This is a genomic window from Flavobacterium jejuense, assembly GCF_006491595.2.
GTDB lineage: Bacteria > Bacteroidota > Bacteroidia > Flavobacteriales > Flavobacteriaceae > Flavobacterium > Flavobacterium jejuense.
The window spans coordinates 318,770-342,787 of record NZ_VEVQ02000002.1 but is presented as its reverse complement, the minus strand read 5'-3'; the positions used below and the strand labels follow the sequence as shown (position 1 = coordinate 342,787).

Here is a 24,018-nt window from a genome sequence, read left to right as displayed (position 1 = left end):
AAAAAATTTATAGTTTTACAGATAATCCTGTAGAAATAACCCTTGGTACTGGATATTTAGCTAAGTCTAATCCTCTACCTCCTACTTCAGGATTAAGTCCAGAATAATTGGTAAAAGCGAATAGATTTTCAGCAGAAATATATAAACGTAAACTCGTACCACGGAAAATATTTTCTGGAAGAGTGTATCCTAATGTTATGTTTTTAACTCTTAAATAAGCACCGTTTTCCAAATACCAAGAAGAATTCGTTTGAAAGTTATTATTAGGATCAGCTGTAGAAACTCTAGGAATATCTGTATTCGTATTCGTAGGAGTCCATGCACTAAGAACTCCACTCTCTAAATTATAACCTCCATTTCCAGCGTTATAAAAGGTATATTTTGAAGCATTAAAAACATTTACTTTACCTACGCCTTGAAAAATCAAACCTAAATCAAAACCTTTATAATCTAAATTAAGACTAAAGTTATAAGTTACTTTTGGCAAATAACTTCCCATACTTTTCTTGTCTTTAACGTCTATTTTCCCATCATTATTAGTATCTGCAAATTTAAAATCACCAGGGACAGCATTAGGTTGAATTAAGTTGCCATCTTTCGTATAAGCATCTATTTCCGCTTGTGATTGAAAAATACCTAAATAAGGCACTAAATAATTAGAAAATAATTGTTCTCCTATTTGAGATCTAAATGGTAATAAAACATCTCTATAATTATCATTATGAGCTACATAATCTATTCCAGTATTATTATAACCATCAAGGTTTATTAATTTATTTTTTAGTGTTGAAGCGTTAGCACTAATACTATAATTTAATTTACCAATAGCATCTGTATAGGTAGCCGAAAACTCTAAGCCAGTATTATCTACTTTACCAGCGTTAACATAAGGAGCATCTGCACCTTGATGACTATCTTCTAAACCAGGAAGGATCATTCCTTTTGTTGTCTTTTTAAAGTAATCTACTGTCAATGCTAATTTTTGATCAAAAAGAGTAGCATCTAAACCTAAATCATAAGATTCTGAAGTTTCCCAAGTTAAATTAGTATTAGACAACTGACTCAAATAAATACCTTGAGCATTTAAATCTCCATTACTATTAATAATTACCTGTCTAGAACCTAATGGCACATCAAAAGAATAATACCCTACAGAATTAATATTACCGATTTGCCCCCAAGAAGCTCTAATTTTTAAGTTATTAACTTTGTCAACCTTAAAAAAATCTTCTTCAGAAATTGACCATCCAGCTGATACCGAAGGGAAATAACCTACTTGATTTTCTTTTGCTAATCTAGAAGATTGATCTCTACGGATACTTCCTGTTAAAAAGTATTTATTTTTATAATTATACATAACTCTTCCAATAGCAGAAGTTAAAGCATCTTTGTAAACAGATGAACTAAGTTCAGCAGCATGAGAAGTATTACTTGCATTTCCTAAATATTGATTGAAATTGCTTTCATTATCAAAATCATAACCCACTGCTCCAAATGACTCATAATTAGTTTTTTGTGCTGAATAAATAGCCGTAGCGTTTATATTATGATTTCCAAATGATTTTACATATGATAATTGATTATCCCAGATCCATCTATTAGTAGTTGCATTAGATTGTGTTAAAGAATTTTGTGTATTGGTTCTTCCTATTTCTGGTATTCTTGGTTTAAATCGTTTGTAGTTTTCATTTGTTAAACCATAAGAATAAGTAGTAGTAAAGTTTAACCCCTCTATTATATTATATTTTAAAAAAGTATTGGCTTTTAAATATGAAGTTGGGCTAGCTGTAGTAGGTCTTATTAACAAAGCAACAGGATTATATATATCACCATAAGCACCAGCATATGTTAATAAATCTGGTCTATCACTAGGAACAGTACCACTAAAATTTCCATCTGAATCATAAACTGGAGCTGCAGAAGGAAATTGCATTGCATTTGTTATTACACCTTGTGTATTTCCTGAAGTTTCAGCAAAACCATTTGCAGCACTTCTTGAAAAATAAACATTTTCCCCAACAGTAACCTTATCTGTTAATTTTACATCTGTTTTTACACGGAAAGAATATCTTTCAAAATTATTTCCTATCAAAACGCCTTCTTTTTTATTGTATCCAAAAGAAGTCATGTAGTTCACATGATCTGTTGCACCACTAATATTTAAATTCCCATTGTACATTGGAGCAGTTCTAAATACTTCATCAATCCAATTCGTTCTTGTTGTTTGCCCCCAAGTATTTACAGCTGAATTAAATGTGTCTTGTCTTGGAGTTCCACCATTATCAGCCGCAAGATTATAAACGTCATTTTGTTGTTGTGCATTTAAAGGTGTAGGTAAATTAGTTGCTGTTTGAAAAGCAGTAAAGCTATCAAAACTAATTTGTGGTTTTCCTATTCTTCCTTTCTTTGTTTCAATAACAATAACTCCAGAAGCAGCTTGAGCCCCATAGATAGAAGCAGAAGCAGCATCTTTTAATATTGATATTGAAGCTATATCATTTGGGTTTATCGCTGGTCCATAATAAGGTACACCATCAACAACCGTCAAAGGAGCTTCATTTGATGAAAGTGAACCAATACCTCTAATTACTATTTTAGGAGTTGCATTAGGATCTCCTCCTTCTGACAATACAGTAACACCAGGAGATCTACCTTGCAAAAAATCAGCTGTATTATTAACAGGTCTTGAAGCTATTGATTTTATATCTTCTATTTTTGATATAGCAGTTGTAATATCTCCCTTTTTAGAAGATCCATAACCAATTAAAACGACCTCTTCCAGAGAATTAGTCTCTTCTTCTAAAACAATATTTAAAGTTTGATTGCCAGAATAAGAAACTACTAATTCTTTATAACCTAAATAAGTTATTTTAATTGTCCCGTTTTCTAAAGATAAGTCTAACTCAAACTTTCCATCAAAATCAGTTGAAGCTCCTTTTATTACTTTTCCATTAGGAATAATAGTAGCACTTGCAATAGGAAAACCGTCAGCTTTTGAAACAACAATACCTTTTACTTTTGTTTGAGCCAAAGCTCCAAAAATATTAAAGATACAAATCACAATAATTAAGTTGATTTTTTTCATTTATTTAACATTTTAAATTTGATGCTAAACTATGCCGAACTAAATCTAATAAGGGAGACTATTGTTTCTTAAAGGTGTACTTTTGATACTTTTTAAATGCTAAAAAGCACATATTTTATGCATTTTTGTTTCAGTAATATTAAGGAAACATTAGGATAATCTGGGCTTAAAGAAAGTTTGCTTTGCTAAAACGTTTTTGAAATGATTTAGGACTAGCTCCATAATACTTTTTGAATAAACGACTAAAATATTTAGGATCATTAAAACCACATTCAAAACTAATTTCAGAAACATTTAAGTTTGCAATAGCGAGTAATTGCTCGGCTTTTTGCAAGCGAAGACTTATAATTACATCTGATGGAGATTGATCCATAACTTCTTTAAAAACACGATAACATTTCGTACGAGAAATTTCTAATATGCCTATTAACTTATCCACATTAAAATCAGGATTACTTAATTGTTCTTTTACAATGTCCATTGCTTTATTTACTAATTTTTCATTTAAATTTAAAATGGGTTTATTATCCATATTTTTATGTAGCACTTCAATTTTAGATTGATATTGTGACTGATATTGACGAAGTAAGGAATGAATTTTTTTATGAATAAAATTAACACTGGATGGAAGATGTATTACCGTATTTACACCTGCTTCAAGCGCTTGTTCTTGTAATCCAAAATCTATTTGCTCAGTAATAAAGATGGTTGGAAATTGTTGGAATCGTTGTTTTTTTAATAATTGAATTATTTCTAAAGTAAAAGAAATATTGTATATAATTAATGCATGCAAAGGCAATTGCTGTACAGCTGAAGCTATGGATTGCACATCATGTTCAAAAAGTAATTGATACTCTTTGTTTTGCAACATCTGGTAAACCAAGTCTGTATCTTCAAGTTCGCAAAAGACTAAAACTAAAGGAAGGTTTTCCTCTATTTCATCTCTATTGTATAAGTGTTTTAAAATGACTTTACCCGAAGGTGTTTCTAAAGTATGTAAAAGTACAGGCACACTAACAGTCAGTTGAAAATCAGTTTCTAAAGCGACAATTAATTCTCCTCCTAAATCTTTTACTAAAGTCTCAGCTGCTTTATAGTATGGACTGAACTTTTGAACATTTATCCATTGTTCTTTTAATAATTTACCAGTTTCTTTAATAAGAATAATTATTTTATCAGAAACCAGTTCGCAAATCACCATTAATTTATCTTTATCCTCAGTATATTTCAGGATGTCATTTAATACATATTTAAATAATAATCGAAACCTTAAAACATCAATTTGAATAGAATCTGTTTTGGTATGAATTTGATAACCAAAAGTCGTTTTTACATTGATTCTTTCTGAGTTAACTTGTTCATATAAATTAGTTATTAAACCCTTAAATAAAATCTGTGTGGGTTTTAAATTTCCTAAATCTTTGATTTGGTTTAAATAATCCCATTCAGATATTAACTGCACTAAACTCATTGTGTCTTGTTGTAAAATATCTCTAACCGAATCTTGATCTAGTTGTTGGATTTGAGTAAGAATTTTAGACAGTTTGGGCTTAAAAGAAGAAAGCACAAACATTCTAAACTTATCTACTTCAAAATCCTGATTTTTTAATTGATAATGAAGTGCTAGTAAAGTTTCTTTTTGTTTAAGAATTTCGATATTCCTTTCTTCTAGATTTTTATTAAAATGAATTAAATCTTGTTTTTGAGATTCTATTATAGCTGTGCGAGTTTGTATTTTGTCTTCTAATTTTTGTTGCAGTTTTTTTGAAAGAATATTTTTTCTAATAATTATTACCATGATAATGATGGCAAAAAACATTAGTAAAATGAGATAAAAAAATACGGTTTCATAAAATGGCTTATCAATTTGAAGTTTAAAAACTTTACTAATCGTACGATCATTATTTCCTATCTTAGTAAAAAAAGTGTATTCTCCAGAAGGCAAACTTCTGTAAAAAAGTTCTTGGTTTTCCAACCTTTTCCAAGACTCATCCAAACCTTCCATTTTATAAAAAACAGGAGACATAATAGTAGCAAATCCTACTGGTGTAATATTTATTTTTAATTCGTTATTGTGATATTTTAGTTTGATATAATCATCAAAATTCTCATCATTATTAACAACTGTCTTTAAATTAGGTACTTCTTCTTGTTTTTTAAATAAATTAGGCTGAAAATAACTTAACCCACTTATACCTCCAAAATAGAGTATTCCCTTTTGATCTTGATAAGCTGCTCCTTCTGAAAATTCGGCATTTTGCCATCCTAAATCAGGAGAAAGTTGTGTTACTTCATAATTTGATGTGTTTATTGATGCAATACCTTTTGTACTACTTATCCAAATCTTATTATCATTAAGCAATAAACTATATACCATATGACTAGGTAACCCTTCTAATTCTGAAATATTCTTAATGATTCCTTTCTCTAAATCATAAACACTTACACCTCCTAATGTAGCTATCCAATAATATTTAGTTTGTGTATCGTAATAAATACTAAATATACTATTTCCAAGTAAACCATTAGCAACTGTTATAATTTTAGTAACTCCTTTATTTACATCAAAAAGTATTACGCCATTATTTTCTGTAGCAATAGCAATTATATTGTTTATAACTTCAATATGACGAATATGATATTTTGTAAGTTGATTTTGATGAGGAAAACTAACCAATTGATTTCTCTTTAAATCAAACTTTGCCAAACCTCCCCAACAAGCAATCCACAAATGATTTTGGTCATCTTCTGCAAACGAATAGTTTCTATTCTCTGGAAAATAATCAATACTTTCTGAATTATATATTTTGTATCCTTGCTTATTAATTCTTATGACACCTCCATAAGTACCAACCCAAATTTCTCCTCTTGAATCGGTAAATAAACTTCTAATACGTTTTAAATCACTATTTTGTTTTGCTTCTGAAATAACATAAGGCAAATAACAATTAGTAGTATTACTAAAATAAAACAAGCCTTTTGTATAATAACCTAACCAAATTTTACTTTCATTGTCTTTAGTAATGGCTCTTATAGCTTCATTAGGTAAATGAGAAAATTTTATAGGATGAGGAATAATGGTTTTAATTTTTTCAGAATCTTTATAAGCCATACTTACACCTCCATCTTTATGACCTAGCCAAATATTATCAAAATCGTCTTGATATAATTTTACGATTTCGTTACTTGTAAAACTGTATGGAGAATACTGATCGTATACGTAATGTTCTATATTATTGTTAGTAACATTATCTGTAGAATTTGGAATAAGGTATAAACCATCTTTTAGAGTGGCATACCAAATATTTCCATTTTTATCTTTGAGAATATCATTTATAACTAGATTAGGATATTTTTTTAAAATATAATTTTCTAATGTATTTATTGAATTTAAGCTCTGTAATTGACTTTCATCTATTGGTATTAACTTCTCTTTTTGATAAGTAAAGTACTTGTCTCTTAATTTGATGACCAAATCACCGTTCTTGGAAAGTAAAATTTCTTTAGGTTGCTCATTAAAATAATAATTTTTAAAAATAGCATTTCCTTTATAAATGCTTATAGCTTTATTATCTGTAAGCATCCAAATTTGACTATTTTTATCTTTGACAAACTTTCTAACTACGTTTCCAGCGATACTTAAACTGTCATTTTGTTGGTGTTTAAAACTAGTGATTTTATGACCATCATATACATTAAGCCCATCCCAAGAAGCAATCCATAACCGACCGTATTCATCGCTTATTAAATCGTTTACTGAGTTATTAGATAAACCTTCTTTTGTAGTTAAAGGTTTAAACTTAATATTTTGTCCTAAAAGTAAATTAAAAGACAAAAAACTTAAAAAAAAGATTAGTTTCATAGCAATGTACAAAAATATTGCTAATCTAAAAAACAAGTATTAAATAGGATTTAAATAATCGTTAAGAAAAGTATTCAAAATTCTACTAAAACACTTCTATTAGTAACCTAAATTAAATTTCTAAAAAATGGAGTTTGAAAATAGAAACGTAGTAAGTAGCCCTGATAGGAACGGTATCCTTTTCTTTTTTGAACAAAAAAAGAAAAGATTTAGTGAATAGCAGGTGTGATTTTCTTTCAAAGGACAATTTTTGTGCTCCTAAAAAAAGAAAATTGGATTATAATTCATAAAAACGGCTTTCTACAAAATCTATATCTTTAATCGTTTTTCTAGTCCAATCTAATCGTTTTTCGATCATTTCAGCTTCACTTAATTGCCATTTCACATCAGAATTACGAAGCCTATTGGTTAAATCCTGAATAATAATAGCAGCAGAAACTGAAATATTTAAACTTTCTGTAAAACCTACCATAGGAATTTTTAAATAACCATCTGCATTATTCATAACATCTTCAGACAAACCCTCTTTTTCGGTACCAAAGAACAAAGCGGTTGGCTTTGAAATATCAAATTCATGTAAAAAACACGACTCATTATGAGGAGTTGTAGCAATAATTTGATACCCCTTTTTTCGTAATGTATCAATACAGGATTTATTACTACTAAATTCGTTAATATCTACCCATTTTTCTGCACCAAGGGCAATCTGCTTGTCAATCGTTTTACTATACTTTTGCTCAATTATATTTAATTCTTGTATACCAAAAACTTCACAACTACGCATCACTGCACTTGTATTATGCATTTGGTAAACATCTTCAACAGCAATTGTAAAGTGCTTGGTTCTATTAGTTAAAATATCAATAAAACGTTGTTTTCTATTTTCAGAAATAAATCCTTCTAAATAGTTTAATAATGCTAAATTCTTCATGGGTGTCAAATTTAGCAAACCAAATGAAAATTAAAAACTATAGCTTGCTTTTATTTTAGTAAAAAAAGGTGTTCCTGGTGTAAAATGTATTTCTTCGACACTTTGGGCTTCATTTTGTAAACGTGATTCTGTTAAGAACTGTGTTTCGTTCCATTTTGTATCAAATAAATTTTGAATAATTAGTCCAATATTAATACTTCTTGATACTTGATAATTTAAATTCATATCCGTAACAAAATAACCTTCAGCAATTACTGAGTTGTCTTCATTTGCAGGTCTATCTCCTAAATATCGATATTGAATTCCTCCTGAAAAACGTTTATAATTACGGATGCTAATTCCTCCTACTGAAGTTAATTTTGGTGCTAATGGGACATAATCTTCACCATTTGGTTCATCAACACTTCTCGCAAAAGCATAGTTAGCGTCAAAATCAAGAAAAACAAAATCATTTAACTGATAACGAATACCTAAATCAGCACCTAGTCTTCTTGATTTACCTGATGGTTCAACAACTCCTGCATCTCCAACATATACAAACTCTTGATCTGAAAACAAACTCCATATAGCTGTATTAATAAGTAGATTAGGATTAGGTTTTAAAATCATACCTAAATCAGCTGCATAAACACTTGGTAAAATTTCTTTATCTTGTTGTAAAACTACACGAGTATCATTTGAATGAAAACCTATTCCCGTTTTTAAGAAATAGACTATTCTTTCATTTTGTGCATAACTAAAATTTAATTTTGGTAAAATTTTCGCCTTATCGTTTGAAAGTGTTTTATAATTTGTACTTAACTTATCTTGGTAATTAAATTTAAAATATTCCAATCGAATTGCTGGATTTATTGTGAATTTATTAAACTGAAAGTCGGTATTAATATATCCAAAGAAATCTGATTCTTCAATATCTCCTAATTGAATATAATTTAGGACTTCATTTCTGTTTACAGTATGAGAAAGTTCTATATTTTTATTAGAATTTACTTTTACTCCTATTCCAGATTGTAATTTTAAATTAAAAGTTTCGAAGTTTTTTCTAGTATTGTATTCCGAATTAAAGCCATACAACATTCTGTCTTCTTTTTGCTTTATTTGGTCTCCATTAATTGGATCTTCTAAGAAAAATGTAAAATTAGAAAACAGTGTAAAATCATATTTTGAAAAAAACAGATTAGTTTTAATGAAGCTATCCTCATCAATTATTTTATCAATAGCTGCTGACAAGTTTGTTCGTGAAGTGAAACCACCTTCAGTATCATCTACTGAACCAAAACGTGAGATAGTTCCATCATTTACTAAACGCATTGGAATTTGTCCAGAAGCATCCCATTTACTACTAAAATGTGAGCCTATAAAACTCAATTTACTTTGGTTTTCTAAAACAGTTGTATATTTCCCAAATAAATTAAATCTATTAAAATTTTGTGGTGATTCAAAAGGACCATCTGTAACAATATACTCTGTTGCTATATATGCACTTGATTTTGTTTGATTTCCCAATATATCAAATAAACCTACTGTACGAATAGTATTGAATTGCCCAACTTCTAAACTAACTTTACTTTGTTCTAATTTATCTTTAGAAGAAAAGTTTACATAAGCTGCTGTTGCAAAATTACCTTTTGAAGCTGTGTATGGTCCTTTCCCAAAATCAATTTTATCAATAGTTTCTGGTATAATAAAATGCAAATCAGCATAACCCTGACCATGAGCATGAGAAGCCATATTAACAGGAATTCCATCAGAAGAAATTGCAATATCAGTTCCGTGATCTATGTCGTAACCCCTTAAAAATAATTGTTCTGCTTTTCCTCCACCTGCATGTTGCCCTATAAATAAACCAGGAACTTTTCTCAATATTTCTTGCGAAGAATTAACAGGATTAGTGGACAAATCAATTTTAGTAAGATTTGAATTAATATTTATAGTTGGACTTAATATTACTTCTGATAAACGAAAAATTGCATCTTCTAATATAATAGTCACTTTTGAATCTAAAGAAGTGATCTCAATTGTAGCAGTTTTATATCCTAATTTAGTTAATTTTAAAGTTTCACCTATAGCAACCTTAGATAAATTAAAATTACCAAATTCATTTGTATGAGTATGCAAATCTGAATTCACATTATATACATAAACATCGTTAATTGGTTTACCAAAAATATCTGTAACTTTTCCACTTATGTCTTGTGAAAAAGAATTTATTACAAATAAAAAAACAGTTAGTATTGAATAATATAATTTCATTGATTTATAAAAATAATAAAGTTTGCAAAAGTATTTAATTTGTGTGATTTTTCTTTCTTTAAAACAAATTTTAAATAGTGATGATTTGTTTTTCTAAATTTGGCCCTAGTTCATAAATACTTTCTAACAATTCCTCTTTATGAGAATTTTTCTCATTAAGCATATTGTTAGCTTTTAAAATCAATTCGTTATGGTAAATTATTAATGGTTCATGAGATTTATTTAATGTATGTTTAGAAATAACATCGTAAGCGTTTTTATAATCACCTATATTATAATAAACCCATGCTAATAAATCATATGACTCTGGTGTTGGCCTATTAAATATCTCTTTTTCAGCTATCATCAAAGCTTTATCTGTTTCTCCTGGAGTTTCTGCAAATAGTAATGCATTGTATTTGTTATACATATCTCCATAATCATTTTCTGATAAAACCCTAAAATAATCGTTTAAAGCTATTTGTTTAGCTCTTGCATCACCTTCATAATCATAAATATCTGCTTTCAAAAGATATAAATCTGGAACCAAATGTTTTGATTCAATATAATTTATAATTTCAATAGCTTGTTTTGTGTTTTTTTCGTGTGAAAATGCAATCCATGCTATCCCTTTTAAGGCATACATATTATTATTATCAATTTCTAAAGTTTTCAAATAATAATTGTATGAATCTTGAATTCTTCCTGCATGACCATAAAAATCAGCAATGTTTGAATAAATCCATAATCTCAACTCATTATTTTTAGAAGCTTCTGCCATTTTCATAGCTTTTTCCATTACTTCAATAGCTTTATCTAAATTTCCATTATGATCATTCCATTTTGCTAATCTAATTAAATAATCAAAATCTTTATAATCTAGAATTTCACTTAACTTGTCTTTTGCTAAATCATAATTTCCTAATTCCATATGAACATCAAACAACATCTTATTGGTTCCTTTTTTATTTTCACCAAGTTCATAAGCATTTTCTAAATGAGACAAAGCTTCCTTAAAACGATGTTGGGAAATATAATTTTTAGCAATAGAACGATGGATTCCTGCTTTTTCACCTTTTATCCTATTATTACAATCTAAAAGAAGTTTTTCTGAATAATATAAATCTTTTATGGTACCATTAATCTCAAAAAGTTGAGCATATAATCCAGATAATGTAATCAAGTAAGTATATTGATTAGGTGCATCATTATACTTCTTCTGCCAGTAAGCTATATCTTTTTTTATATTCTCTAACTTACTATTTTTTTTATTTGTTAAATATTCTTTATACTCTTTTTTCTTTGTTATATGTAATTGCTCTTTAGAATTACAGCTAAAAATAAAAAAAATAAATAATAACAATATACTAAGTTTAATAGTTTGATTTCTCATGGTTTTTGGTTTTAGTTTGTTTAATTTTTTTAAAACAAAGAGCACCAAAAATGATGCTCTTTTCCACTAGTAGATGTAGCAATAGCAGCTATTTTTTTACCAAGGTGAAGCCAAATATGGGAAAGATGACAAGAAAGCCTTATCATTTGCATCAACATGATCAGAAGTTAATCCTACATTATCAGCATTAGTTGGGCCTCCAAAAATTAATATTAACTCTACATCAATAACGTCATCTGCCAAAGCTCTACCTGTTAAAACATTATTTCCGTCATAAAAAGTAGTTGTTCCTGTAGTTGAAACACCTAAAACATCTGTTGCTAAAACTCCTGTAAAAGATGGTGCATCTAAACCTAATAAATTGGTTGTATAATTAGGGTTTAAAGCTAATAATTGGTTTTCAAAAGCCGATTGAAAACTTGCATTCATAGAAGAAGGTGTAGTTGTATTAAAAGCATCTTTATTTGCAGAGCTAACAAATACTGTATTTATAGCTGGTCTTCCCATTTGATCTTGTTGTGTGTAAGTTCCACTAAAGTCTAACGGTTGCTCATAACTTACTGAATCATCATCACTACATCCTACAATAAACGAAGCAATAATAAGAGAAGCGAATAATCTTTTATATTGAATTGATTTCATAATATCTATATTTAATTTGTTTGTTTATTTTCTTTTAGTTTCAACCCATGTATTCAAAGTACCTGATCCACCTAACATCGATTTTGGTAATTCAACAACAATAGACATCACATTTGATCCTGCAAATGTATCTGTACCTGGATTATTGAAACTTGATGCATTTCCTGCAATAATTTCAGAATACTGACCGAAATCAAAGAAAAATGGATCGTCTCTTAAACCTGCAAATAGGTTGACGCCAGACTGAACAGAAGTTATTGCTTGCGAACCATAAGGAGTAATAGAAACACTTCCTAGCAAGTTATTAGTTTTAATTGTACTAGAAGTACCAGCAGTTCCTGGAGCAACTGGTCCAAAGAAATACATTTTACCATTTCTAGGAATAGCTTGAATAACAAGATCTTCAACATTATCATTATTATTGTCAATGTTGAATTCTACTAATACACCTTCATCAAAAGATGCTGAAGCACTAGCTGTTGGACTTAATAATCCTTTTACATTAGCAACAAAAACTAGATTACTAGTATTTTCTCCTTGAAAAGAATAGAAATCAGTAATGTCTGCTGTTCCTCCTTGAACTGCTGGAGCATCTATATGATCAGCGGCAACTAAAATAGTACAAGCTAAACCTAGTATAGAAAGTCCTAAGAATAATTTTGATTTTTTCATTTTATTAGTGTTTAAATGATTTATAACTACAGTTACGAAAAAAAGAAAAGTTTGGTTTTAAAAATGATAAAATATTTTTTTTTAGTACATTAGCAATAACTTAAAAAAAATATGGAACAGGAACAACTAGTTAAAGAATTACTCAGTAAAAGTAATCAGTCATTTACTTTACTATATGATAATTATTCTAAGAGTCTTTATGCTGTGATCTATAATTTAATTAAAAACAGAGAAGAAGCAGAAGATGTACTTCAAGAAGTTTTTGTAAAAATTTGGAACAATATAGACACTTATAATGAAACCAAAGGACGATTATATACATGGATGCTAAATATTACTCGTAATACTACCATTGATAAGTTAAGATCTAAAGGATATAACAATAGTCAAAAAAACCAATCTGCAGATAACTTCGTATATATGCTTGAAGACAATTCGAAGACTGTCAACAAGATTGATGCAATTGGAATAAGTAGGTTTATAAAAAAATTAAAACCGAAATGTATACAAATTATTGAATTATTATTTTTTCAAGGCTATACACAACAAGAGGCATCCGAAGAGTTAGAAATGCCTTTAGGCACAGTTAAAACGCAGAATAGAAATTGCATGAACGAATTAAGAACAATGATTAATGAGTAGTAGAGAAATTATTGAATCAGGAACATTAGAACTCTTTGTTTTTGGAAAATTAACCGAAGAAGAAAACAAAGAAGTTATTGAGATGTCAAAAAAATATTCTGAAGTACAAGAAGAAATTTTGGCAATCGAAAGCGCAATTATTAACCTTTCACAAAGTGTATCTCCACACTTATCGGTTACAAATTATGAAAAAATTAGAACAAAATTATTAGGTAAAAATGATGTGATTTCAATAAATAGAAAATCATCATGGACTAATTATATTGGTTGGGGAGCTGCAGCTGTTTTTGTTATAGGATTTGGTTTACAATATTTTAAATTAGATGAATCTAAAACAACTATTGATAAATTAGCTACAGAAAAAAGCCTAATGCAGGAATCAATTGTTGATTTAGAATTTGAAAAACAAGAAGCTGAAAAAGTATTAGCTATTGTAAGAGACAATAACAACATACAAGTAGCATTAGGAGGTCAAGAAGTTGCACCAAATGCTTATGCAAAAGCCTATTACAATAAAGAAACAAATGAAGTATACATTGATGCAAGCGGGTTACCAAATCCACCTGAAGGAAAAGTGTACCAAGTTTGGGGGTTAAAATTGGACCCATTAACACCACAAAGTATTGGATTATTGGATAACTTCACTGCAAACAATTCTAAAGTCTTTAAAGTGGAAAAAGCTGATGGTGCAGAAGCTTTCGGTATTACTCTAGAACCAGCTGGTGGAAGTGTTAGTCCTACTCTAGAGCAGTTATATACTTTAGGAAAGGTTTAAAAAAAATTATAATTAAAAAAGCGTCAATATTAGACATGCCTCAAAAAGTCAGACACTATTTGGGGCTTTTTTTGTTTTAATAATTATTCAAATCAAAAGTAAATAAGTAAGAATCTAACAAAAAGTAATAAAAAATAGTAAACACATAACTCAAAAGTTACAACTTATAACTATTTTTGCGTTTTGTAAAAACAACACAACTACAACATGTCACAATTATCAGAATTAAATGCTATTTCTCCTGTTGATGGAAGATATAGAAGTAAAACAAAAAACTTAGCCCCTTATTTTTCAGAAGAAGCTTTAATCAAATATCGAGTTCTCATAGAAGTTGAATATTTTATTGCTTTATGTGAATTACCATTACCACAACTTACTGATGTTGATGCAAAAGTGTTTGTTCCTTTAAGAGAAATGTACACCAAGTTTTCAACAGAAGATGCACTTTGGATTAAAGAAACAGAAAAAACTACCAACCACGATGTGAAAGCAGTGGAGTACTTTATTAAAAGTAAATTTGATGCTTTAGGATTAGAAAAATACAAAGAGTTTATTCATTTTGGATTGACTTCTCAAGATATTAATAACACCGCTATTCCACTTTCTACAAAAGAAGCCTTTGAAAATGTATATTTACCTTCTTTAATTTCGCTCATCCAAAAATTAAAAGAATTAAGTATTGAATGGCGAGGTATTCCAATGCTTGCACGAACACATGGCCAACCCGCTTCTCCAACTGTATTAGGCAAAGAAATTTTAGTATTTGTAGAACGTTTAGAAGAACAAATGCGTTTGCTATTCAATGTACCTTTTGCTGCTAAATTTGGTGGTGCAACTGGAAACTATAACGCTCATAAAGTTGCTTATCCCAATACAGATTGGAAACAATTTGGTACTGATTTCGTAGAAAGTAGCTTAGGGTTACATCATTCTTTTCCAACAACTCAAATTGAACATTACGATCATTTTGCAGCCTTTTTTGATGCTTTGAAACGCATTAACACCATTATAATCGATTTAGATAGAGACATTTGGACGTATGTTTCTATGGATTATTTCAAACAAAAGATAAAAGCTGGTGAAATAGGTTCGTCTGCAATGCCTCATAAAGTAAACCCGATTGATTTTGAAAATAGTGAAGGAAATTTAGGGATTGCTAATTCTATTTTCGAACACCTTTCTGCTAAATTACCAATTTCAAGATTACAACGTGATTTAACGGATAGTACTGTTTTAAGAAATGTAGGAGTTCCATTTGGTCATACTATTATTGCATTTGAAGCAACATTAAAAGGATTGAATAAATTAGTATTAAACGAACCAAAATTTGCAGAAGATCTAGAAAAAAATTGGGCAGTTGTAGCAGAAGCAATTCAAACAATTTTAAGACGTGAAGGGTATCCAAATCCTTATGAAGCGTTGAAAGATTTAACTAGAACTAATTCGGTTATTAATAAAGAATCTATTCATGCATTTATTGAAACTTTGAATGTATCTGAAGATATTAAAAACGAATTGAAACAAATTACACCTAGCAATTATTTGGGAATATAAATTCTTTCAAATCAAAATAATAAAATCCTGTTATTCATTTAGCAGGATTTTTTTATCATCACTTTTTAAAAAATAATATATTAGCATATGCAACAAGTTCATTTTTTTGTACCATAGCTGCTTCTTATTAAAAGAAAGACACTATAATAAATAAAACATCGTTTTTTACTATATTAGTGTGTTAATTTTATACAAATGAATTGTACTAAAAGAAGCAAATTATTATTTTTAACAAAACTCAAAAAATGCTACTACCATTAGTTGCGAATACTACTGTTCACATTCCAAATTTAATTAATGATTTAGGTTTAATCTTAATCACAGCTGCTATTGCTGTATTGATTTTCAGAAAGCTAAAACAACCTTTAGTTTTAGGGTATTTAGTTGCTGGTTTTTTAGCTAGTTCGCATTTTCATTTTTTTCCAACGGTAAAAGACACGAATAGCATTACAGTTTGGGCAGAAATTGGTGTGATATTCTTACTATTTAGTTTAGGACTCGAATTTAGTTTCAAAAAATTGCTAAAAGTTGGTGGAACTGCTTCTATAACAGCATTAACTCAAATTATCTCCATGATAATTATTGGTTATTATGCTGGAAAATTCATGGGTTGGAATGAAATGAATTCTATTTTTTTGGGTGTTATTTTGTCAATTTCATCCACGACAATCATTTTAAAAGCTTTTGATGAATTAGGTGTAAAGTCTCAAAAATTTACAGGAAACGTAATCGGAGCATTAATTGTTCAAGATATTGTAGCTATTTTAATGATGGTTTTACTGTCAACTATTGCGGTTAGTCAACAATTCTCTGGAACAGAACTGATTCAATCTTTATTTAAACTAGGTTTCTTTTTAATCATTTGGTTTGTCTCTGGAATCTTTTTTATTCCTACTTTATTAAGAAAACTAAAACCGCTTTTTACGGATGAAATGCTTTTGATAATTTCATTAGCCTTGTGTTTATTCATGGTCATTTTTGCAGCTGGTGTTGGGTTTTCTCCAGCTTTAGGAGCTTTCATTATGGGTTCAATTATTGCGGAAACCAATGAAGCAGAACACATTGAACATTTAGTAAAACCAGTAAAAGATTTATTTGGTGCTGTTTTTTTCGTTTCAGTCGGAATGTTGATTAATCCTGAAACATTAGTAGAATATGCTTTCCCAGTGATGATTCTTACTTTAATAACCATTTTTGGTCAATCTATAACTTCTACTATTGGAACTATCATTTCTGGACAGCCTCTAAAAGAATCTGTCCAAACCGGAATGAGTTTATCTCAAATTGGTGAATTTTCATTTATTATTGCAACACTTGGTGCTTCTTTAAATGTTACAAGTGATTTCTTGTACCCAATTGTTGTAGCAGTTTCAGCTGTTACAGCATTTACAACTCCTTTCATGATAAAATATGCAACACCTGCTGCGGGTTATATTGAGAAGAAATTACCAAAAAGATGGGTCAAAAGAATTGAAGTTTATAGTGCCAATGCACAAGCTATAAAAACAGTTAGTACTTGGAGAAAAGTCATAAAAGATTATATTTTCCAAGTTACTATTCATTCCATTATTTTAGTAGCTATTATTCAAATGTCAAAACGTTTTTTGATGCCTTTGATGGATGATTATAACTATGGAAATGTTGTAACAGCTATAATTACATTTCTAATTATTACTCCTTTTTTATGGGCTTTATCATTGCGAAGAATTGCTCCTAATGAAGTTCAAGAATTGTTAAAAAACAAAAAGCATTATGGTCCAATTGCTGTTTTAGTTTTCATAAGAATGGTTATTGGTTTATTCTTTATTGGAATGATGTTAAATAATTTCTTTTCACCAGGAATAGCGGTCCTAGCATTTGTTGTTGCTGTCGTTATAATCTTATTGTTTCCTAAAAAAATCAACAAACTTTATGTGAAAATTGAAAATAGGTTTATCAAAAATTACAATCAAAGAGAACTTTCTGTGAAGAAAATAAATCGCAACAATTTATCACCTTGGGATGGCCACTTAGCAAATTTTATCATTGTACCCGAATCTGATTTGGTCGGAAAACCTTTAGAAGAAATTAAAATAAGAGAAGATATTGGAGTAAATATTGCCTATATAAAGCGTGGAAATTTACACATCAATATTCCTACAAAATATGAAAAATTATATCCAAGCGATGAAATTTTTGTCATTGGAACTGACCTTCAAGTCAAGGAATTCGGAGATTATTTAAGAAAACATGAAGTAAAAGTAATTGAAGAAGAAGATTCTGATATCATTTTACAACAATTTGAATTAGAGCACCAAGACTTTATTGGCAGAACCATTAGAGAATCTGAGTTAAGAGAAAAAACAAAAGGATTAGTAGTTGGTGTAGAACACAATGGAAAAAGAATTTTAAATCCAGAATCTAATTTTATTTTGAGTAAAAATGATATTGTTTGGGTAGTGGGTGATCGAAAAAAGATTGCTACTTTTTTTGGATGACATTTATTTGTTAACCTAGATATTAAAATCAAAAAGTACTCCTAAACTCTATTACAAAACCTCCTATTCTTCTTTCAAAACAAATTGAATTGATGTAACTTTGTACCTATTTAAAAGAAAAAAATGGAAACTATTAATACACTACATTATATAAAAGAAGTCCTCAAGAACAAACCAACAGATTGGTTAAACCTTACAACTCATAGACTGGATATTTATGAGGAAGAACAGGCTAAAACCCAATTTTTAGATGAGTTTGAAATCTTATACAAAACCAACAATACTGAAACAACTGCTTTAAGCAAATTACCAACTGCCTACGATTATATTCGATTAGGACATCCCCTATCTTGTATTTTGGAATGGGGAATTGCTAAAATAAATCAGCTAAATCCAGAAAACGTAATTAGCTTTTCATCTAAGGTAGTTCCTATTTTAGCTATTTTGAGAAAAAATCTTTTAGCAAAAAAGAATACTCAAATAGTCTATACCAATGAATTACCCGATTCATTTAATGCTGAAATGATACAATATATTTATGGTTATCCATTTGAAATTCAAAAAGTTGACAATATAACAGCCCTTTCAAAATTTGAAGGTAGTACTATTTTTATTTCACAAGAGAGCACTATTCCTTCCTTTGATTTGGACTCAACTATTGATTTTTATATTTCCAATCTTGCTGATTTGGGAAGTATTTTAGTCGTAAATAGTGAACAAAATGAAGATTATATTTCAGAAATTCAGCATGTAAGAAGAAGAGAAACAATAGCCATGACTCCTTCTAATTGTCTTACTGCTTTACATTCACTTGTAGAAAATACAGTTTTTGATACTCCTAAAAACGATATTAAAAATAATAAATCAGTTGTTTTAGAATCGATTACAACTATTACAGGAACCACCTCAAAACCGTTAGTAGGTTCTAGTGGTTTATCCATTCAATATGCCATTATGATGGGACTAATTCATGATGCGATTGAAAATCACAAAGGAAAAGCCATTAAATTTATTGTGCCACCCAATTGTTATGGAGGTACCAATGACCAAGCAAGAAGAGTAGCCGCTTGTCTTGACTCTGTTACAATAGTAGACTTACCTGTTGATGGAGACAATGATATGGTGAGCAGTATTGATCGCATTTTAGATACAGTAGCGAAAGAAGATGCGATTCCCTATATCATAGCAGAAATTCCAACCAATCCTAGAGTTGAAGTTCCTGATTTAGTACAATTACAAGCTGTTTTAAGTAAAAAAAGACAAACTGCAACTGGTGCAACAGCGATTGATCCAGTCTTTATTTTAGATCAAACGTTTTGTCCGAATGTATTATTTTTAGGTGAAGGAAAAATATTATCAACCGTTAGAGCTATTTCTTATGCTAGTGGTTCGAAATTCCCAAGTGGTGGAAAATGTACAGCAGGTTATGTGGTGGGTAATGCAAAAGTAGATGCTTTAATGGATAAAATTGATTTACATCTAACACTTTGCGATAATGAAGCCACACCACTTCAATACGAACTATTAGCACAACAATTGCCTTCAATGAATCAAAGAATTCAAGAAGCTTATAAAAATACTCGCGAATTTGTAAATTTCATTCACAAAACTTTACCTGCAGCAAAAATCAATTTCGTTTCAGAAGCATTAGCAAGTCAAGGATTTACTCCTTCAGTCTTTTCATTGGATTTACCTACAAAAGGAACAACTGATGAGGAAAGAGAAGCTTATAAAAGAGCTTTAAATCTTCGATTAATTGATTTAATGATTACCAAAATTCCGAATGAAAGTAAATATTGTGTGAGTTATGGCCAATTAAAAGGATGTTATTGGACCATTCCAGCAACATCAACACAAGGAACCACTAAAGAAGGTGATAAAGATTATATTGCTCGTGTAGCGCTTTCTCCAGACATGGATTTAGAACTGCATAAAAAGGTGTTTTTAGAGTTTGTTAGTACGATTTAATAAGTCATTATTTTATATAAACTAAATATCCTCAATTGTCAATACGATTGAGGATTTTTTTATAGCAATTACAAATTATCTTAACAACTCATTAACAACTGGCACAAAATTTGATTCATTTTAGAAAAAAATAACATGAAAAATACAATCACCTTACTTGTGCTATTTTTCAACTTTTCTGTACTTTCAGCACAAGAACTACAACTTAATTATTCGGATTTAGAAGATGGTGTGTTGCAATTAATTAACGGCCATAGAAAAACCTTAAAATTAACTGCTCTTGAGAAAGACGTTGTGCTACAAAAAGCTGCGCAAGACCAAAGTGATTATATGTTGAGCATTAAGAAGTTGGCACACGAACAAAACACTGTAGCCAAGAAATATCCTAAAAACCGAATAAAATTTTATGGCGGAACAGATTTCAATGTGTATGGTGAAAATGTCTTGTACTTAACCGTTGCTCCCAAAACGCATTCAAAAGAAGACATTACCATTTTAGCCAAAAAAATATATCTAGAATGGGAAGAATCACCTCCTCATTATAAAAACATGAGTAGTAAGGAGTACGCTTTTGCTAGTTTGGCATTTGCCTATGATCCAAAAACAAAACGCTTATATGCTACAACCGTTTTTGGTAACAAAAGACGAGATTAATTGTCTTAACTCATTAACCATTTTCCTTAATTATTTAGTCATTTATGAATGATGACTTAGGTTTCTATTTTTCAAAAAAACGATATGAAGTATTCTCTTATTTTTTGTTTGTTCCTATTTTCAATTCGTATTGCTGCACAGGAAATCAATATCGATTACAACAAATTAGGCAATAAAGTAATCGAATTGATTAACCAACACCGAAAAACCCTTCGATTACAAGAATTAAAAAAAGATTTAATATTATTGAAAGCAGCTAGAGATCATAGTAATTATATGCTTGAAAATAATATCTTATCTCACGAACAAAAGAATACGGATAAAAAATTTCCAAAAGATAGAATCCAATTTTATGAAGGAAAGATGTTTGATACCTTTGGTGAAAATATTTTATTCACCTCCATCGAATTAAAAAAATATAATGAAGCCGAAATAAATATTCTAGCAAGGAAATTATTTCTGCAATGGAAAAATTCTCCACCTCATTATAAAAATATCATTTATCAAAATTATGAATTTACTGACATTGCCTTTTCATTTGATAAAAAACAAAAAAGATTATACGCCACTAATGTTTTTGGTGCCAAAGGATTTATTATTCCTAATCAACTATCAGAAAATGCATTTGGTTTAACCGAAAAAAATACTTTATGCAAAAAAATTAATGTAAGTGACCAAATTCATATTGGAAATGGGTTACGAATTGAAGGAAATGATGTGGTATTATACTATTATGATATTGAAAAATTCAAACGTATTTTCAACGAACGAAGCGATGCGATTGCTATCGATTTTATTGAAGGTAACCAATTTAAATGTGGTTCTAAAAATGAATTTGATGTTTCTGCTATTTATGATGGTACTTTGTCAAAACCCATTTATAAAGATGAACTTTTAGCGAATAATCAAGCCGAAAACAAATTAAAATTGATTACCAAAGTAGGTGAAATTCCCGAACATTTAAGAGGCAAAGACTTAACATTAAGCACTGTTTTTATTTTTACAAATTGTGCTTGTGCGTATAGTTCGCCTATAGAAGTAGATTCTAGAACGCTTTCCTTGTTATCTGTAAAACCCATATTGGAAATTCCAAAAAACACTTTACTAACAAATAAAGGCATTATCAAAACCGAAGAACATTCTTTTGCTTTTGGACGAAATGAAACCATTGAAAAACTAGACAACACTGAAACTTATTTGAATACTTCTGACTTCTATGACACTTCAAATTTTACAATTAAAGTAGCATTTGATACGATTTCAAATGAAAATGAATCCAATATAGCCTCAGAAATAAAGAACCGTTTCTCTGAATACAACAACAATTTAGATACACTAACTGAAGCCGATTCAATTAGTGAAGAGGTCACTTTTGAAATAATCAATGAGAAAATACATTCTTCACAAATTTACAGCTATAGTTCTGTTGAAGGCAATGAAGCTTTAAACAAAAATTTATATTTAGAACGAGTAAAATCAATAGAGAAATATGGAAGAGAGCAACTCAATATTCTTATTAAACCTGACAAAGTAGTGGCAGAGGAAAATTGGGAAACTTGCTATATCCAATTGGAAATGGAAAATTTTGGAGCATTAGCACTAAAACCGAAAGAAGAGATTAGAAGTTACATCAATACGAATAGAGATCAATGGGAAGCCTATTTAAACAAACAACGCGTTTCTAAATTAATAGCCAATTATTATGGTGAATTAAAACCCAAAGATCCTAACGACAAGTATTATTTAGAATTTTTATATGAAATTAATTTACGAACCGGAATTTATGAAAAAGACTATACTAGAGCTAATTTAGCTTTAGCCAAAATTTATGAAGAGGACTATTCCTATGCGATTTTTGATGAAATCGTTTTTAATGAATTAATGACCAATGAGAAATTGGTACAAAATGCAGCTGCCGTTTTAATCAAATCGCACCGAATTAATCAATTTAAAACTGTTCGCTTTTTAAAATATTGGTTGACCCAGTTTGACACACTAACTAAAAACGCGCAATTCAATTTACTGAATTTGTATTGTGTTACCAATGATGAATTACTGGAAAGTTGGGATGTTTCGACAACTAAATTAGCCAATGTTACCAAACCAAAAACCTTAATGGATAAATTTGAAGCCTTTGAAAAGAATTTGGATTTGATTGCCAATTATAATTATGTGGGTTTGTATTATGCTAATCATACTAATGATTATGAAATGCTTAACTTTTATTTTAGCAAAGTTTATACTAGTTTTAAAAACAACATAAAAACGCCAAAAGACAGAGTCAATCTTGGCTTATTTTTAAATTTTTGGAGTTCGTATTCTACCACAATAGAACTACTAAAAGAACAAATGAAAAAACCCGAATTTTCTAAAGAAGAAGCCTTATTACTAGCACAAACCTATCCTTTAGAAATTGATGACAACGGAAGCTCTGATTCCGATTTAGAATATATTTTAAAGAAAGTGTACCGTTTGAATAAAAAAGCATGGTGCGAATGGCAAAACGAGAATAAAAACGTACTCAGAAACACTATTATTAAGCGTGAATATTGTAAGATGTGTACTACTGATAAAAAATAATTCCACTATCTTTGAATCTATAGTTACGATTTTCAACCTTTTTCTGTGACTATAACTAGTAAATCATTTAAATAAAAGCAAATTGAAAAACCTCCTACAAACTTTTGACACCATAACCAACTACTTCTCTCCAAAAATAGTTGCAGAAGTCAATGACCAATATGTTAAAATTGCCAAAATTAAAGGGCAAGATATCCCTTGGCACAATCATGAAAACGAAGACGAACTTTTCTACATCATAGAAGGCAGTTTACTTATGGAAATTGAAAATGAACCTCCTTTTACCATGTCTCAAAATGACTTATTTGTGGTTAAAAAAGGAGTTAACCATAGGATTTCTGCAGAAGAAGAATGTAAAATCATGTTAGTGGAAACCAAAACCACCTTACATACTGGAACAGTACAAGCAGCAGTTACTAAAAGCATTGAAGAACAGCTGTAAACAACATTTTCCCTATATTTGCAACGGACAACACTAATCATAAGAAACAACCTTATGAAAAAATACCTTCACAAAACAGTATAAGTGAGAATATTACACTGTCAACTAA

The 24,018-nt window shown here is 29.5% G+C and carries 13 protein-coding genes and 1 pseudogene; 8 read left to right on the top strand and 6 right to left on the bottom strand.

What is annotated here, in order from left to right:
• Positions 1 to 7 precede the first annotated feature (7 nt).
• The 6 genes and pseudogenes from FIA58_RS04220 to FIA58_RS21390 all read right to left on the bottom strand — a co-directional run bounded on the left by FIA58_RS04220 (position 8) and on the right by FIA58_RS21390 (position 12,817).
• Entirely contained in the window at positions 8 to 3,085 is a 3,078-nt protein-coding gene (locus FIA58_RS04220; RefSeq protein ID WP_140960389.1) for a SusC/RagA family TonB-linked outer membrane protein, read from the bottom strand.
• A 166-nt stretch (positions 3,086 to 3,251) separates the two neighbouring features.
• Entirely contained in the window at positions 3,252 to 6,947 is a 3,696-nt protein-coding gene (locus tag FIA58_RS04215; protein WP_140960387.1) for a two-component regulator propeller domain-containing protein, read from the bottom strand.
• Between the two features lie 277 nt (positions 6,948 to 7,224).
• Positions 7,225 to 7,878, bottom strand: coding sequence for a TrmH family RNA methyltransferase (locus FIA58_RS04210; protein ID WP_140960384.1), 654 nt, complete (start codon positions 7,876 to 7,878; stop codon positions 7,225 to 7,227).
• A gap of 30 nt (positions 7,879 to 7,908) precedes the next feature.
• A complete protein-coding gene (locus tag FIA58_RS04205) occupies positions 7,909 to 10,131 on the bottom strand; it encodes a TonB-dependent receptor (protein ID WP_140960382.1) in 2,223 nt (740 codons plus the stop codon).
• A gap of 70 nt (positions 10,132 to 10,201) precedes the next feature.
• Entirely contained in the window at positions 10,202 to 11,503 is a 1,302-nt protein-coding gene (locus tag FIA58_RS04200) for a tetratricopeptide repeat protein (RefSeq protein WP_140960380.1), read from the bottom strand.
• Between the two features lie 96 nt (positions 11,504 to 11,599).
• Positions 11,600 to 12,817 (bottom strand): annotated as a pseudogene (locus FIA58_RS21390) (DUF4331 family protein).
• A 111-nt stretch (positions 12,818 to 12,928) separates the two neighbouring features.
• On the opposite strand from FIA58_RS21390, the gene FIA58_RS04185 reads away from it, so the two are divergent.
• From FIA58_RS04185 to FIA58_RS04150, 8 genes are all read left to right on the top strand, one after another.
• Entirely contained in the window at positions 12,929 to 13,459 is a 531-nt protein-coding gene (locus FIA58_RS04185) for an RNA polymerase sigma factor (RefSeq protein WP_140960374.1), read from the top strand.
• Complete coding sequence (locus FIA58_RS04180; RefSeq protein WP_140960372.1) at positions 13,452 to 14,234, top strand: anti-sigma factor; 783 nt, start codon at positions 13,452 to 13,454, stop codon at positions 14,232 to 14,234. Before FIA58_RS04185 ends, FIA58_RS04180 begins: the two co-directional genes overlap by 8 nt.
• 207 nt (positions 14,235 to 14,441) lie before the next feature.
• A complete protein-coding gene (gene purB / locus FIA58_RS04175) occupies positions 14,442 to 15,788 on the top strand; it encodes an adenylosuccinate lyase (RefSeq protein ID WP_140960370.1) in 1,347 nt (448 codons plus the stop codon).
• A 245-nt stretch (positions 15,789 to 16,033) separates the two neighbouring features.
• A complete protein-coding gene (locus FIA58_RS04170) occupies positions 16,034 to 18,265 on the top strand; it encodes a cation:proton antiporter domain-containing protein (protein ID WP_140960368.1) in 2,232 nt (743 codons plus the stop codon).
• A gap of 123 nt (positions 18,266 to 18,388) precedes the next feature.
• Complete coding sequence (locus FIA58_RS04165; protein WP_140960366.1) at positions 18,389 to 20,233, top strand: PLP-dependent transferase; 1,845 nt, start codon at positions 18,389 to 18,391, stop codon at positions 20,231 to 20,233.
• Positions 20,234 to 20,368: 135 nt separating this feature from the next.
• Positions 20,369 to 20,887, top strand: a complete 519-nt coding sequence (locus tag FIA58_RS04160; protein ID WP_140960364.1) for a CAP domain-containing protein — start codon at positions 20,369 to 20,371, stop codon at positions 20,885 to 20,887.
• An 84-nt stretch (positions 20,888 to 20,971) separates the two neighbouring features.
• Positions 20,972 to 23,467, top strand: a complete 2,496-nt coding sequence (locus FIA58_RS04155; RefSeq protein ID WP_140960362.1) for a CAP domain-containing protein — start codon at positions 20,972 to 20,974, stop codon at positions 23,465 to 23,467.
• A gap of 82 nt (positions 23,468 to 23,549) precedes the next feature.
• Complete coding sequence (locus FIA58_RS04150) at positions 23,550 to 23,909, top strand: cupin domain-containing protein (protein WP_140960360.1); 360 nt, start codon at positions 23,550 to 23,552, stop codon at positions 23,907 to 23,909.
• Positions 23,910 to 24,018: the final 109 nt, after the last annotated feature.

Coding starts and splice junctions, on each gene's coding strand:
- FIA58_RS04205 (WP_140960382.1), bottom strand. CDS start 10,131: ATGAAATTATATTATTCAATACTAACTGTTTTTTTATTTGTAATAAAT.
- purB (WP_140960370.1), top strand. CDS start 14,442: ATGTCACAATTATCAGAATTAAATGCTATTTCTCCTGTTGATGGAAGA.
- FIA58_RS04155 (WP_140960362.1), top strand. CDS start 20,972: ATGAAGTATTCTCTTATTTTTTGTTTGTTCCTATTTTCAATTCGTATT.
- FIA58_RS04215 (WP_140960387.1), bottom strand. CDS start 6,947: ATGAAACTAATCTTTTTTTTAAGTTTTTTGTCTTTTAATTTACTTTTA.
- FIA58_RS04200 (WP_140960380.1), bottom strand. CDS start 11,503: ATGAGAAATCAAACTATTAAACTTAGTATATTGTTATTATTTATTTTT.
- FIA58_RS04220 (WP_140960389.1), bottom strand. CDS start 3,085: ATGAAAAAAATCAACTTAATTATTGTGATTTGTATCTTTAATATTTTT.
- FIA58_RS04160 (WP_140960364.1), top strand. CDS start 20,369: ATGAAAAATACAATCACCTTACTTGTGCTATTTTTCAACTTTTCTGTA.
- FIA58_RS04180 (WP_140960372.1), top strand. CDS start 13,452: ATGAGTAGTAGAGAAATTATTGAATCAGGAACATTAGAACTCTTTGTT.
- FIA58_RS04170 (WP_140960368.1), top strand. CDS start 16,034: ATGCTACTACCATTAGTTGCGAATACTACTGTTCACATTCCAAATTTA.
- FIA58_RS04165 (WP_140960366.1), top strand. CDS start 18,389: ATGGAAACTATTAATACACTACATTATATAAAAGAAGTCCTCAAGAAC.
- FIA58_RS04210 (WP_140960384.1), bottom strand. CDS start 7,878: ATGAAGAATTTAGCATTATTAAACTATTTAGAAGGATTTATTTCTGAA.
- FIA58_RS04185 (WP_140960374.1), top strand. CDS start 12,929: ATGGAACAGGAACAACTAGTTAAAGAATTACTCAGTAAAAGTAATCAG.